Annotated in this window: 11 protein-coding genes and 2 pseudogenes; 11 read left to right on the top strand and 2 right to left on the bottom strand. The window is 65.1% G+C overall.

The features are described from left to right. The 10 genes and pseudogenes from ACK4OE_RS22900 to ACK4OE_RS22855 all read left to right on the top strand — a co-directional run. Positions 1-204: pseudogene (locus ACK4OE_RS22900) on the top strand (SAM-dependent DNA methyltransferase); the annotation flags it as partial. Continuing rightward, positions 194-814 (top strand): restriction endonuclease subunit S, encoded by a 621-nt coding sequence (locus ACK4OE_RS22895; protein WP_409888436.1) that lies wholly within the window; start codon positions 194-196, stop codon positions 812-814. The pseudogene ACK4OE_RS22900 and the gene ACK4OE_RS22895, both read left to right, overlap by 11 nt. Beyond that, positions 741-1088, top strand: a pseudogene (locus ACK4OE_RS22890) (type I restriction endonuclease subunit R); the annotation flags it as partial. The gene ACK4OE_RS22895 and the pseudogene ACK4OE_RS22890, both read left to right, overlap by 74 nt. A gap of 223 nt (positions 1089-1311) precedes the next feature. Then, entirely contained in the window at positions 1312-1728 is a 417-nt protein-coding gene (locus ACK4OE_RS22885) for a YjfI family protein (RefSeq protein ID WP_409888434.1), read from the top strand. A 105-nt stretch (positions 1729-1833) separates the two neighbouring features. Then, the gene (locus ACK4OE_RS22880; RefSeq protein ID WP_409888432.1) at positions 1834-2586 is read left to right on the top strand and encodes a PspA/IM30 family protein; all 753 of its coding nucleotides are present in this window, start codon (positions 1834-1836) and stop codon (positions 2584-2586) included. Further along, complete coding sequence (locus tag ACK4OE_RS22875; RefSeq protein WP_409888430.1) at positions 2583-2948, top strand: hypothetical protein; 366 nt, start codon at positions 2583-2585, stop codon at positions 2946-2948. The genes ACK4OE_RS22880 and ACK4OE_RS22875 overlap by 4 nt, the downstream gene beginning before the upstream one ends. A 59-nt stretch (positions 2949-3007) precedes the next feature. Continuing rightward, positions 3008-3652 carry a ubiquinone biosynthesis protein gene (locus ACK4OE_RS22870; protein ID WP_409888428.1) on the top strand — a complete coding sequence of 215 codons (645 nt, stop codon included), beginning with the start codon at positions 3008-3010 and terminating at the stop codon, positions 3650-3652. 102 nt (positions 3653-3754) lie between these two features. Next, entirely contained in the window at positions 3755-5881 is a 2127-nt protein-coding gene (locus ACK4OE_RS22865; protein WP_409888427.1) for a hypothetical protein, read from the top strand. A gap of 106 nt (positions 5882-5987) precedes the next feature. Beyond that, the gene (locus ACK4OE_RS22860; RefSeq protein WP_409888425.1) at positions 5988-6551 is read left to right on the top strand and encodes a zf-TFIIB domain-containing protein; all 564 of its coding nucleotides are present in this window, start codon (positions 5988-5990) and stop codon (positions 6549-6551) included. Beyond that, the gene (locus ACK4OE_RS22855) at positions 6548-12151 is read left to right on the top strand and encodes a DNA repair ATPase (protein ID WP_409888423.1); all 5604 of its coding nucleotides are present in this window, start codon (positions 6548-6550) and stop codon (positions 12149-12151) included. The genes ACK4OE_RS22860 and ACK4OE_RS22855 overlap by 4 nt, the downstream gene beginning before the upstream one ends. A gap of 42 nt (positions 12152-12193) precedes the next feature. On the opposite strand, the gene ACK4OE_RS22850 is transcribed toward ACK4OE_RS22855, so the two are convergent. Continuing rightward, a complete protein-coding gene (locus tag ACK4OE_RS22850) occupies positions 12194-13096 on the bottom strand; it encodes an EamA family transporter (RefSeq protein WP_409888421.1) in 903 nt (300 codons plus the stop codon). Positions 13097-13185: 89 nt separating this feature from the next. Here ACK4OE_RS22850 and ACK4OE_RS22845 point away from each other — a divergent pair, with 89 nt between their 5' ends. Then, positions 13186-13677: an Lrp/AsnC family transcriptional regulator gene (locus tag ACK4OE_RS22845; protein WP_409888419.1), complete on the top strand. Its 492-nt coding sequence runs from the start codon at positions 13186-13188 to the stop codon at positions 13675-13677. Here the strand turns inward: ACK4OE_RS22845 and ACK4OE_RS22840 are convergent. After that, positions 13678-13975, bottom strand: a 298-nt coding sequence (locus ACK4OE_RS22840; RefSeq protein WP_409888418.1) for a ketopantoate reductase C-terminal domain-containing protein, incomplete at its 5' end; no start/stop codon positions are given.

Here is a 13975-nt window from a genome sequence, read left to right as displayed (position 1 = left end):
GTCCCCCTGGCCGAAATCGCCCAGCACGGCCACGTACTCACCCCCGGCCGCTACGTGGGCGCCGAGGCGGTGGAGGACGACGACGAAGCCTTTGCCGACAAGATGGTCAAGCTGACGGAGAAGCTGGGCGAGCAGATGGCCAAAGGCGCGGAGTTGGATGCGGTGATTCGGCAGAAGTTGGGGGGGCTAGGGTATGAGTTCTGAGCGCCCGCTGGAATCCAAAACAGGTGGTCGCGCGGCGACCACCGGTGTGGTCCCGGGGGACTTTGCAATCTCAGTCGGCAACCCCGGGACCCCACTTGCAAATGGTTGGGCGTGGACGTTGTTGACGGATGTTGCTCGCCTAGAAACTGGGCACACGCCCAGCCGTAAGCATCCTGAGTATTGGGGTGGAAATGTTCCTTGGATTGGTATACGGGACGCCACGGGAAATCATGGGCAGAAGATCTTTGAGACAGCTCAGTACACCAACGAACTTGGCATTAGGAACTCCTCTGCTCGCATCCTTCCGCGAGATACCGTCTGCTTGTCGCGCACTGCGTCTGTAGGCTATGTGGTGGTGATGGGAGTCCCCATGGCAACCAGCCAGGACTTTGTGAACTGGGTTTGCGGGCCGAAACTTGACTACCGCTTTCTCAAGTACATATTGTTGGGCGAGCGAAATAGTTTCTTGCGTTTTGCGTCAGGCACCACGCATCAGACGATTTACTTCCCCGAAGTGAAGGCCATCCATGCCGCGCTACCCCATGCTGTCGGACCGCCACAACATCGTGGTGATTGCCGACGAAGCGCACCGCACGCAGTACGGGTTTGAGGCGCGGCTGAAGGTGCGCAAGGAAAATTTCAAGCCAAATCAGGCCCTAGCGCTTGATACACAAGCGCTAACAGCTACAAATATAGTAGCAATTCCCATCACCACAGGCAGCGGCACCGCACCCGCATACCGTGCCGAGTTTGCGCCGCCCACCTACCGGGCGGGCGCTGCAGCCAACACGGCGGAACACACGCGGGAACACTACCAGGTGGGTTACGCCCAGCATCTGCGCGATGCGCTGCCCAACGCCACCTTTGTCGCCTTTACTGGCACAGGCGCAGGCGCAGGCGCTGGGTGATGCGTGGAGCGAACTGGCCGCAGCCGCCTGAACAGCCCGACACAAAAAGCAGCATCTGCCATTTGCCGCACACCGCGCTTGCAATTGGTGACAAACGAATACGTTGACATGATATGTCGATGCACCTATTCTCCCCACCCATGCAGGCACACGAACCTTCCCCGGCCGCCTGTCCCACCCGTGTGATGAAGGAGACGCTGTGCCCACTTTGCTGGAACAACTCAACAACCTGGACACGCTGACCTCCGCGCTCATGGGCGGTGCAGCGGTGCAGTTGCAGCCCATTGCGGGCGATGTGCCGGTGGTGCAGGTCAGCATTGAGGGGCGCGATGAGCTGCCCATCTTTGTGACCTGCTCGGACATGCAGATCATCTGCCTGTGCTACCTGTGGACAGACGCCGATGTGCGCCCCGAGCGGCGCGCCGAGCTGATGGAAGCCCTGCTGGACCTGAACCCCTCCGTTCCGCTGTCTGCCTTTGGGCGCGTGGATGGGCGCTTTGTACTGGTGGGTGCGCTGGCCCGTGCGGCGCGCGCCGAAGACGTTGCGCACGAGGTTGCCGTGCTGAGCGACAACGCGCTGGATGCGCTGGATGCGCTGGCCGAGTTTCTGCGCTGAGGCGCTGCCTACTTACTTTCTTTCTATTCGTTTATCCGTTGAAGCGCGCGGTCGCCGCCCTTCTCTCTCTTTGTGTGATTTTTCGACTGTGACAGGAGAACCATCATGTCGGTCATCAAGAAGCTAGTCACCCTGCTGCGCGGCAGCGCACGCGAACTGGGCCAGAGCGTGGTCGATGGCAACGCCACGCGCATTTATGAACAAGAGATCATCGACGCCAAGGCGAGCATCAACGAGGCCAAGACGGAACTCACCGGTGTGATGGCCAAGCAAATGCAGACGGCGCGCGACATTGAGCGCATCAAGGCCGACATGCTGCGCCACGAAGACATGGCCGTGCAGGCGCTGGACAAGGCCAACGAAGGCCTGGCGCTGGAAGTGGCCGAGCGCGTGGCGGCGCTGGAAGGCGAACTGACCGAACAGACGCAGGCGCACGCGAGCTACGCCATGCAGGTGTCGCGCCTGAAGGACCTGATCCGCAGTGCCGAGGGCCGTGTGCGCGAACACGAGCGCGAGATCGGCATTGCCAAGACCACCGAGAGCGTCTACCGCGCCACGCAGAGCATTTCGGAAAGCATTGGCGCCACGGGCTCGCAACTGACGAGCGCTCGCGATTCGCTGGAGCGCATCAAGAAGCGGCACGAGGACTTGGCCGACCGCATGGCCGCGGCTGAGCAGCTGGACCAGGAGTTTGGCCACCGCGCGCTAGAGCGCAAGCTGGCAGACGCGGGCATTGGCGACAACGACAAGGCACGCGCCGCCAAGGTGATGGAACGCCTGCGGGCACGCCAGGCCGGGGGCACTACTGCAGCCGCACCCAACGCCCTGCCCGCGCCAGCGTCCACACAAAACCCATGAGCCCCGCACCGCGCAAACCCGCGCGGTGGCAGGGCTCGGAGCCCGCGCTGCGCGCCGTGCAGGTGGCGTTTGATGTGGAAGAGGCGGTGATGGAGGCAGTCCGCGTGGCGGCCTTTCATGCCAATGTGTCCACATCGACGCAGATCCGCAGCGTGCTCGACTTGCCGGTGGCTGCACGGCCCAAACGGCCGCGCCTCACGGTGTCGCTGGACACGGCTGACTATGAACTGCTGGCGCAGCGCTACGGCCTTGCGCCCGATGACCGCCTGGGAATCAAAGAGGCGGCGACACGCGAGCTGATCGCGTTTGTGCAGAACGCGCAGAAGAAAAAGAACAGCGCGTCTTCACCCAAGAAAAAATAAGAAGTCCGGTTCTGCGTTTTCCTCGACCAGAACACAACACACAACGAGGGGGGATCTTCATGTTTGCCAGTCTCTTAACGGCGGCTACGGCTTTTCCGACCGCCATCTACACCGTGCTGCTGGGCGTGGTGCTGGTGTATTGGCTGCTGGCCATCATCGGCATGGTGGATTTCGAGTCCAGCGGCATCGACCTGGATATTGAAGCCCACGCCGACGCCAGCGTGGACGACATGGGCACCATTGCCAGCTACGTGGTGGCTTTCGGGCTGCATGGCGTGCCGTTTTCCATTGTGGTCAGCCTGCTGGTGCTGGTGGGGTGGACGCTGTCGTTCCTGGCGGGCGTCACCGTGCTGGCCTGGGTGCCGACCGACATCCTGAAGTGGCTGGTGGGCCTAGTGGTGTTGGTGGTGGCGTTCGCGCTGTCCATCGTCATCACGGCGCGGCTGGTGCGGCCGCTGCGCGGGCTGTTTGTGCACCACAACGCGCAAAGCAACGCGTCGCTGGTCGGCCAGACCTGCCGGGTGCTGACGGGCACGGTGGACGAGCGCCAGGGCCGCGCCGAGGTGGCGCAGCGCGGCGCCAGCATCAACATCCGTGTGTGGTCGCCCAGCCCCAACAGCCTGAAGCGCGGCGATACCGCGCTCATTACCGAATACGACGCGGGCACGCACCGCTACCTGGTTATGCCGCTGCCACCGGCGTGATGCACGCTGGCGCGTTCTGCGTTCCAGCGCCTTCGCTTGCCCGGTTTCTCCTCTTTATCTCTTTCCATTTTCTTTTCAACCCTTTCACCAGAAAGCGTTCTCATGCAGCAATCCCTCATGGTCATCCTGATTGCCGTTGGCGTCATCGTCTTCCTGATCCTGGCGATGTTCGCCATGTTCGCGAAGTTCTACCGCAAGGTGGAACAGGGCCACGCACTCATCATCAACACCCTGCGCGCCGAGCCTGAAGTCACCTTCACCGGGCGCATGGTCTACCCCATCATCCACAAGGCCGAGCTGATGGACATCTCGGTCAAGACGATCGAGATCGACCGGTCGGGCGACCAGGGCCTGATCTGTGCGGACAACATCCGCGCCGACATCAAGGTGAAGTTCTTCGTGCGGGTGAACAAGACCGCTGAAGACGTTCTGCGCGTGGCGCAGGGCATTGGCTGTGCGCGCGCCTCCAACCACGAGATTCTGGAAGACCTGTTCTCTGCCAAGTTCTCCGAAGCCCTCAAGACGGCCGGCAAGTCGCTGGACTTTGTGGACCTGTACCAGGCGCGCGACCGTTTTCGCGACAAGATCATCGAGCAGATTGGCGACGACCTGTCGGGTTATGTGCTGGAAGACGCGGCCATTGACTACCTGGAGCAAACGCCGCTGTCCAAGCTCGACTCCAACAACATCCTTGACGCGCAAGGTATCAAGAAGATCACCCAGCTCACCGCCACCGAACACGTGGTGACCAACGAGCTGCGCCGCAACGAGGAAATGCAGATCAAGAAGAAGAACGTGGAGACGCAGGAAGCCATGCTGGAGCTGGAACGCCAGCAGGCCGACGCCACCGCCCGCCAGGCCCGCGAAGTGGCCACCGTCAAGGCCCGGGAAGAAGCCGAGACCTCCAAGATCCAGGCCGAAGAGCGCACCCGCTCTGAAATGGCGCGTTTGCAGTCTGAACAGCAACTGGCCGTGCAACAAGAAAACGTGCTGCGCGAAAAGGAAGTGGCCGAGAACAACCGCAAGCGCGCGGTGGTGATTGAGCAAGAGCGCGTGACCCGCGCCCAGGACCTGGAGATCGTCGCCCGCGAAAAGGAAGTGACGCTGCAGCGCATCGAAAAAGACAAGGCCGTTGAAATCCAGAAGAAGGCCATTGCCGACGTGGTGCGCGAGCGCATCGTGGTCGAGCGTACTGTGGCCGAGCAGGAAGAAGCCATCAAGGAAGTGCGTGAAGTGGCCGAGGCCGACCGCACCCGCAAGTCCATCGTGATTGGCGCAGAAGCCGCGGCCGAAGAGAAGGTCATCATGGAAGTGAAGACCGCCGAAGCGCAGGAGCGCAAGGCGCGCCACAAGGCGGCTGAAGAACTGGTGCTGGCCGACGCCCGCCTGAAGGTCGCCGAACGCGAGGCCGAAGCCAAGAAGCGCGACGCCGAAGGGATCGAGGCCCTGTCGGCAGCCCCCGGCCTGGCAGATGCCAAGGTGCAGATTGCCGCCGCAGGCGCGCAACTGGCCCGCCTGGAGGCCGAAGCCACCGGCAAGGAAAAGGTAGGCCGCGCAGAAGCCCATGTGATCGAAGCCCGCTCGCAGGCGGAAGCCACCGGCATGCGCGCCCGCTTTGACGCCGAAGCCGAAGGCAAGGAAAAGATCGGTAACGCAGAAGCGCATGTGCGCACCGCCGATGCCGAAGCGTTGGCCAAGATGGGCGATGCCGAAGCGCACAACATCGACGTGAAGTTCAACGCCGAAGCGCGCGGTCTGAAGGAAAAGTTTGAAGCCATGAAGGCGATGAGCCCCGAGACGCGGGACCACGAGGAATACCGCATGCGCCTGGAGCGCGCGCACGCCGAGACCATCAAGGGCATCGACGCGCAAACCGCCATCGCCAAGGAGCAGGCCGAAGTGCTGGGCGTGGCGCTGCAAAACGCCAAGATCGACATCGTGGGCGGCCAGGGCGACTACTTCGACAGCTTTGTGCGCGCACTGTCTGTCGGCAAGGGCATTGACGCCGCAGTGAACAAGAGCCAGACGCTGCAGGTGGCCTTCAAAGACCAGCTGAGCGGCGAGCGCGACGTGGTGGAGGACGTCAAGCAGATCCTGGGGGCGGCCGGCAGCTCGGCCAGTGAGCTGCAGAGCCTGAGCGTATCGGCCCTGCTGGCCAAGATTTCCAGCACCGGCACCGACAGCCAAAAGCAGGCGCTGCAACAACTGATGCAGACCTTTCGCAAATAAAACCATAGCTGCTAGCGCTTGAATTCAAAGGGTTTCAGATAGTTTTCCATCTGAAGCCCAATTAAATCAAGCGCTACCAGCTCCTCTTTGCATAGCAATTCATCCCATGACCACACGACTGCATTGCAGCTGCGCCAGCCGCTCCCCATTGACGAACGTCGCCCTGGAAGAAGGACTGCCCGCAGCCGCCTGCCCCGACTGCGGCGCCGTGCTGCTGCAGATGGACGACTGGCGCCGGTGGCGCAGCCGCTCTGCTGATGGGGCCACAAGCGCAGACGCAACAGGGGTCGCCGACATGCCCGCAGACCAAGGGCACGCGCGCGCCTGCCCGGCCTGCGCACGGCTGATGCAGCGCCTGGCGGTGGACGCACAAGGCGCGTTTCGCGTCGACCGCTGCGGGCCCTGCCAGTACCTGTGGCTGGACCGTGGCGAATGGCAGGCGCTGGTGCATCGGGGCCTGGCCGAGCAGCTGGATACGTTGTTGTCCGACGGCGGCCAGCGCCGCATACAGAACGAACGCCTGCAGGCCACCCGCATGCTGGCCCTGCGGCAGCGCCATGGCGATGCCTGCATGGACGAGGTGCTGCGCATCCGCCAATGGCTGGCCGAGCAGCCCCACCGTGACGAAGTCCTGGCCCTCATCCGCGCCACCGAGCCGCTAAATTCATGAACTCCAAGGCATTCGCCCCCGCATCGGCAGACGACGCCAACGCCGCCGCTGGCGCCGCTGTAGACACCAGCGTGGCCAACAGCAGCAGCTACGAGCTGCTGAAAAAGCGCCTTGAAGTGCAAGGCGACCAGCTGCTGGCCAAGGCGCAGTCGCTCAACGCGGCCCGCATCGGGCAGTTTGGCCAGCGCGACCAGCAACTGCTGATGCGCCTGCGCGCGCGCACCGAGCACAACTGCGTGGCCCGCGACCTGGCCTACATCGGCGGCAACCGGCTGCTGTTTGGCTACAACGTGTTCATGGGCCTCAAGCGCGAGACGCGGGTGGAGGACGTGTTTGCGCTGTACGAGCTGGCCCACCACGACGCCAACGGGCAGCCCGAGAGCGACGAGCTGGTGCAGGTGCCACTGACCGATAGCTTTCTGGATGACCCGCGTTTTGTAGCGGACTTCAACGAGCTGTACACCTACTACAAGCAGGCTACGCTGCAGGTGCTGCGGCCCACGCCAGAGTTTTTGCTGGCTGCGTTTCAGATCGGGCAGCAGGCGCAGGACATTCGCGTGTTTCGCTGGCGGCGCGAGAGCGATGGCACGCTCAAATACGTGGACAACCGCGGCGAGCGCGACCTGACGCCGCCGCCCAGCCACGACTTTGCCTGGACGCCCCTCACCCGCGAAAACCACGTGGGCGGCGCACACCCGCACTTCAACGTGCTGGACACGCTGTTTGTGGAGACCACAGGCGGCACGCTGACCCTCAAGATCGAGAACAACACCGAGACCGGCTTGGGGCTGTACGAAGAGCCGGTGGACGACCCCAACCAGGCACTGGGCGACGCCGAGATCGCGTATGCCAAGCTGGGCTTGCTCATCCTTTTGCAGGTGCGGCCCTACCGCGAGAACACCACGCGCTACCTGGTGTTCAACCAGCGCACGCGCCAGGTGGTGCGCATCGACGCCATTGGCGCATCGTGCATGCAGCTGCCGGAGGACCACGGCATCATCTTCCCCGGTGGGTACTACCTGCAGTCGGGCGAACACAAGCGCTTTGACCTGCCACCCGAGCTGACCGAACAGCTGCGCTTTACGCGCATGAAGCGCTCGCCCAACGGCGAGGACGTGGCGTACATCTTTTACGGCACCGTGCCGCCGCCGCAGGGCAGCCCCGCCACGCTGGACGCGGGCTGTTATGCCCTGTTCACTTACAACCTGATCGAAAAGTCGCTCGCACCGCCCATACTGGCCGATGGTTACAGCAAGTTCCCGGACGGGCGCATGCTGGTGTTCCAGGCCGCGCGCGGCGAGGCCACGCGGGTGCACCCGATGCAGCTGTGGCGCACCCCGTTTGCGACCGAAGAACACGCCAGCCGCCAGCCTGCGGGCACCGGCTTTTTTGGCCGGGTGGGCAATGCCGACCTGGTGCGCGGTATTTCGGACCTGCTGGGCATTGCGCGCACCGTGCGCGAACAGGTGCCCACCCGCACAGCGTATGAAGACCTGATCCGCCAGTGCCTACGTGCGCGCGACGCTTACTTCTGGCTGGATGCGCCCGAGGTGCAGAACGCCGCTGCCGACCTGACCGCCATCGAGCAGGCGGCACAGGCCACGCTGGGCGAGTTTGAAAAGGTAGAGAGCATCCGCCAGGACACCGCCCGCGCCATGCAAAAGGCCGAAGGCCAGCAGCGCGAGCTGATGACGGTGATTGCGAGCCAGATGTGGCGCAGCCCGAACGATTTTGTGCTGGCCCTCAACCGCCTGCGCCAGCGCCAGGGCGAGCTGCATCTGTTGCGCGAGCTGCGCTATGCCGACCTGACGGCCATCGACGCGATGGCCCAGGCGCTGACGGACGAGCAGCAGCGCGTGGGCGAGCGCGCCATGCAGTTCCTGGCAGACGAGAAGGCATTTGACGGACAGCGCCAGGCGCTGGACAAGGTGGCAGCCGCCCTGCCCCTGGCCGCTACCGCCTCACATTTGGCCGAACAGCTGACGGTGCTGGATGACGAAGCCGCCGGACTGGACTTGTTGAGCGAGCAACTGGGCAGCCTGCCCGGTGGCGATGCGGTGCAGCGCACGGCCATTCTGGACCGCATTGCACTGCTGTATGCAGACATCAACCGCCTGCGGGCCGACGCGCGCCTGCGCCGCCGGTCGCTGGGTGCGGCCGAGCAGCGGGCCGAATTTGGCGCGCAGTTCAAGCTGTTTGGCCAGGCGGTAGAAAACGCGCTGGAGCTGGCCGACACGCCCGAGAAGTGCGACGAGGCGCTGACCCGCCTGCTGGCCCAGCTCGAAGACATCGAAGCCCGCTTTGCCGAGCAGGAAGAGTTTCTGGACGACATCGCCACCAAGCGCGAGTCGGTATACGAAGCGCTGTCGGCCCGCCGCCAGAGCCTGCTGGAGGCGCGCCAGCGCCGCGCCAAGGCATTGGCCGATGCCACGGGCCGCATCCTCGACGGCGTGCCGCGCCGCGTGGCCGCGCTCACCGAACTCACGCAGGTGCACAGCTACTTTGCGGCCGACCCCATGCTGGCCAAGCTGCGCGAGCAGGTGGCCGAGCTGCGCCGCCTGGGCGCTGCCGTGGCGGCCGACGACATTGACACGCGCCTGAAAACCGCCCGCGACCAGGCCCTGCGGTCTGTGCGCGACCAGCGCGAGCTGGCATCGGGCGAAGGCGCGGCCAGCGGTTTGCGCCTGGGCGCGCACAGCTTCACCGTCAACCGCCAGCCGCTGGACCTGACCCTGGTCGCGCACGACGGCGGCCTGGCGTGGCAGATCACCGGCACCGACTACTTGGCCCCCGCCCACGACGAACGCCTGCTGGCACTGCGCCCGTATTGGGACCAGTCCCTGGTGTCCGAGACGCCCGCCCTGTCGCGCATTGAATACCTGAGCGCGGAGTGGATCGACGCCCTGCAAAACGGCAGCACCGAGCCCGGCTGGGCCGAGCTGCTGGTGCAACTGACCGAACTGGCGCCAGACGCCCCGCTGCCTGCCGCCTTGCTGGAGCCTCTGCGCCGCTTTGCCGCAGGCCGCTACCAGGAAGGCTACCAGCGCGGCATTCATGATGACGATGCGCTGCGGGTGGTGCAGGTGCTGGCACCGCTACAAGCCGCTGCGGGCCTGCTGGTGTATGGCCCGGCAGAACGCGCGCTGGCGTTGTTGTACTGGCAGCACGGCCTGCGTGAAGAAGGCCGCCAGTCATTGGCACGCCGCGCGCGCAGTGCGGCGCACATTGCGCAGCTGTTTGGCCGCCGCGATGCGCAGCAGGCGCTGGAGCATGAAGCCCGGTCCGCGCTGCACCGCTTTGCGAACGAGTTCCCGCACCTGCTGCACGAGCTGCTGCCCGGAATAGCGCCGACACCGGGCGCGTTGACTGCCAGCGAGCACGACGCCCTGGCCACCACGTTGAGCATGGACGCCGCAGCCTACCTGGTGCGCGAACTGGCCGAGCGCGAAACGACGCCCGACCTGCCGCCGACCTGGGTGGTCAGCGGCGCAGGCCAGGACCTGGCGCAGGCGCTGGAGCGCGCGCTGGACCACGGCGGCCTGCGCGCCAACTGGCAGCGCGACCTGACTGCCGCCGAGCCCGCCGAGCGCTGGCGCCTGGCGCGCCACTGGGTACGTGCCTATGCCCAGTCGCAAACCGAGAACACGGCTGCGCTGCTGGCGGGCATTGATGACGCCGCCACGCTGCTGGCGGTAGATGCACCGCGCCACCGCGTCAACGCCACGCTGCAAGCCACGGTGCGCGGCCTGCGCAGCGAACATGTGCGCATCGCAGAGGGCACGCTGGCCGTCGACCTGAACGACTTCTGGCGCCGCGTGCGCTACCACCGCGTGCATGCCGTGACCAGCTTCAACGCATTGCAGGCGCTGCGCCACGAGCTGCTGGTGCAAGAGAAGGCACGCCTGCACCTGGCGCAGTTCCAGGCCAAGCCGCTGTCCACCTTTGTGCGCAACCGGCTGATTGATGAGGTGTATTTGCCGCTGATTGGCGCCAACCTGTCCAAGCAGATTGGCGCTGCGGGCGATGCCAGCCGTACCGACCGCATGGGCATGCTGCTGCTGATCTCGCCGCCCGGCTACGGCAAGACCACGATCATGGAATACGTGGCCGACCGGCTGGGCCTGGTGTTTGTGCGCATCAACTGCCCGGCCCTGGGCCACGGCGTCACGTCGATTGACCCCGCCACCGCGCCCAACAGCGCTGCAAGGCAAGAGCTGGAAAAGCTGAATCTGGGCCTGGCCATGGGCAGCAACGTGATGCTGTACCTGGACGACATTCAGCACACGCACCCCGAGTTTCTGCAGAAGTTCATCGCGCTAGCCGACGGCACGCGCCGCATCGAAGGTGTGTGGCAAGGCAAGCCCCGCACCTGGGACATGCGCGGCAAGCGCTTTGCGGTGGTGATGGCGGGCAACCCGTACACCGAGTCCGGCGACGTGTTCCGCATTCCGGACATGCTGGCCAACCGGGCCGACATCTACAACCTGGGCGATGTGCTGTCGGGCCGCGAAGCGGTGTTTGCGCTGTCGTACCTGGAGAACAGCCTGACCGCCAACCCGGTGACCCAGCCGCTGACCGCACGCGAACCCAAGGACGTGCACCTGCTGGTGCGTCTGGCACAGGGCGAGGCCATCGACCCCACCACCTTTGCCCACCCCTACAGCGCGGCCGAGCTGGATGAGCTGAAGAACCTGTTCCAGCGCCTGTTCACGGTGCGCGACCTGTTGCTCAAGGTGAACCTGGCCTACATCGCATCGGCCGCGCAGGACGACCGCTACCGTGTGGCGCCACCGTTTCGCCTGCAGGGCAGCTACCGCAACATGTCGCGGCTGGCGCCGCATGTCACGCCGCTGATGCAGCCCCACGAACTGGACGCACTGCTGCGCGACCACTACCGCGGCGAAGCGCAGACACTGACCACCGGCGCCGAAGAAAACCTGCTGCAGCTGGCCCACCTGATCGGCAACCCCACGCCCGACGAGGCCGCGCGCTGGACGGAGATTTGCGAAGGCTACCAACGCCAGCGCAAGATGGGCGGCGCTGAGGACGACCCCAGCATTCGCGTCACGCGCGGCCTGCTGGACATTGCCCGCAGCGTGGATGCGCTGCAGCCGCGCCAGTTCACCGAGCAGATGGCCCACAACGCGCAGCACCTGGGCGAGCAACTGGCCCAGCCCCTGGCCGCCATCGCCCAGCACATGGCAAGCCCCACGCCCACCGCCGAGCAGCAGGCCCAGGCCGCACTGCTGGCGCGGCTGGAGCCGTCACTGGCTGCGCTGGCCGAACTGGCCAAACACCTGCAAGGCGGCACCACACAGACGCAGGCGCAGATGCGCGCCAGCCTGGACGCCACCGCGCAGGCTTTGCAGGCGCTGCAGGCCAGCACACAGGCACTGCATGCCAGCGCACAGAACAGCGACGCGGCGCAGAGCCAGCGCATGGTCGACGCCCTGCTGTCGCTGTCCGTCACCTACCGCCAGCTCATCATGCCGCTGGTGCGCGCGGTCGAAACACGGGTGGGCGCCGATGCCAAGATGCACGAGGAAGTGGAGCGGCTGGAGGGCATGATCGACAGCATCCGCCCCCCGCCAGAGAAATAAGCAGGCTGATTTGATATAAAAAATGGCTCTAGCGCTTATCCACTAAGCGCTAGCAGCTATCTTTTTTGATTCAATTGAACGTCCACCCGTGGGACGCGCGGCGGTGGCCGCACTGCCCATCGACGCTGCCACGATGCAGCCAATGGCCAGCCACTGGAGGGCGCTCAGGTGCTCACCCAACAGCATCAAGGCCAGCACGGCAGCCACCGCAGGCTCCATGCTGATCATGATGCCGAAGGCCTCCTTGGGCAGGCGCTTCAGGGCCATCATCTCCAGCGAGATCGGAATGGCGCTGGACACCGCAGCCACGCCCACGCCGATGAGCAGCACGGTTGGCGACAGCAGCGCTGCCCCCGCGTGCACCACGCCCACCGGCACCACCACCAGCGCCGCCACCAAGAGGCCCAGAGACACCGTGTGCCCGGCGTGCAGGTGCCCGGCGCGCTTGCCAAACACGATGTACAGCGCCCAAAACACCGCCGCGCCCAGCGCATACATCACGCCGACCGGGTCCAGCGTGCTGCCGTTCAAACCCAGCGGCAGCAGCATGCCCAACCCGGCCATGGCCAGCGCCACCCACACAAAATCCACGGCGCGCCGCGACGACCAGATGGCCACCGCCAGCGGCCCCGAGAACTCGATGGCCACGGCCAGGCCAAAAGGCAAGGTGCGCAGCGACATGTAGAACATGAGGTTCATGCCGCCCAAAGCCGCGCCATAGAGCACGATGGCGCGCGCATCCGCCCGCGACAAATGCCAGCGCCACGGGCGCCACAGCAGCAGCACCAGCAGGGCCGAAAAACCCACCCGCACGGCGGTGGTGCCCTGTGCCCCCACCACCGGAAACAGCCAGTGCTTGGCCCATGAGGTGCCAATGCCCAGTGCGGTGACAGAGCCCAGGACGGCGAGAAAAGGGAAAAATCGTTGGAGAAGGGAAGCGCTCATACGGTGAAAATATAGTGCGACCCACGTGTGCTTTTTGCTCTATTTTCAGGGCCTGCGTGCAACTTTCGCTCACCACCACGAGACACCCCATGCCCGCCACCCCAGCCCTCGACCGCTTTGACCTCGCCATCCTGGACATTCTGCAGACCGACAACACCACGCCCCAGCGCGTGATTGCGCAGGCGGTCAACCTGTCGGCACCCGCTGTGCAGCGGCGCATCCAGCGGCTGAAAGACAGCGGCGTGATCCGCGCCAACGTGGCGGTGCTGGACCCGGTGAAGGTGGGCAAGCCGTTGACCATCGTGCTCGAAGTGCACCTCGAGAACGAGCGCCCCGACCGCACCGCCCCGCTGCGCGCCCGCATTGCTGCCGAGGACGCTGTGCAGCAGTGCTACGGCGTGACGGGCGAGGCGGACTATCTGCTGGTAGTCACCGTGGCGTCGATGGACGACTATGAAGCGCTGACGCAGCGGCTGTTTGAGGGGGATGACAACATCAAGCGGTTCAGGACATCGGTCGCACTGGCCAGTCTGAAGACCGGGCTGCGTGTGCCGCTGGACCACGCGCTTCCAGTTGCCTGACTACAGCCCCAACGTACTGCGCATCTGCGCACCCGTGAGGCGCTGGCGCGGGCCGCCCAGCAGCTCGCACATGCGCGCATTCAGCGGCGCCTCCATCCCCTGCTGAGCCGCCAGCCTCACCACAGCCCCGCTGAGTGCATCAATCTCGGTCACACGCCCGGCTTCCAGGTCGTCCCACATCGACGAGCGGGCCTTGGCGTCGATCTGCAGCATGCGTTTTGCCAGGCGTGTGAAGAGCCAGTTGGGCAGGCGCAGCACATGGGGCAGCAGCGTGGGCGACACGGCGGTGACCTGGGCG

The organism is Acidovorax sp. (assembly GCF_046314175.1).
Classification (GTDB): Bacteria; Pseudomonadota; Gammaproteobacteria; order Burkholderiales; family Burkholderiaceae_C; genus Acidovorax.
This window is presented reverse-complemented; position numbering and strand designations above follow the sequence as displayed.

Bases quoted from the DNA above. Each gene is read 5' to 3' on its own strand.
- ACK4OE_RS22850 (WP_409888421.1), bottom strand. From the start codon at position 13,096: ATGAGCGCTTCCCTTCTCCAACGATTTTTCCCTTTTCTCGCCGTCCTG.
- ACK4OE_RS22895 (WP_409888436.1), top strand. From the start codon at position 194: ATGAGTTCTGAGCGCCCGCTGGAATCCAAAACAGGTGGTCGCGCGGCG.
- ACK4OE_RS22860 (WP_409888425.1), top strand. From the start codon at position 5,988: ATGACCACACGACTGCATTGCAGCTGCGCCAGCCGCTCCCCATTGACG.
- ACK4OE_RS22845 (WP_409888419.1), top strand. From the start codon at position 13,186: ATGCCCGCCACCCCAGCCCTCGACCGCTTTGACCTCGCCATCCTGGAC.
- ACK4OE_RS22880 (WP_409888432.1), top strand. From the start codon at position 1,834: ATGTCGGTCATCAAGAAGCTAGTCACCCTGCTGCGCGGCAGCGCACGC.
- ACK4OE_RS22865 (WP_409888427.1), top strand. From the start codon at position 3,755: ATGCAGCAATCCCTCATGGTCATCCTGATTGCCGTTGGCGTCATCGTC.
- ACK4OE_RS22875 (WP_409888430.1), top strand. From the start codon at position 2,583: ATGAGCCCCGCACCGCGCAAACCCGCGCGGTGGCAGGGCTCGGAGCCC.
- ACK4OE_RS22855 (WP_409888423.1), top strand. From the start codon at position 6,548: ATGAACTCCAAGGCATTCGCCCCCGCATCGGCAGACGACGCCAACGCC.
- ACK4OE_RS22870 (WP_409888428.1), top strand. From the start codon at position 3,008: ATGTTTGCCAGTCTCTTAACGGCGGCTACGGCTTTTCCGACCGCCATC.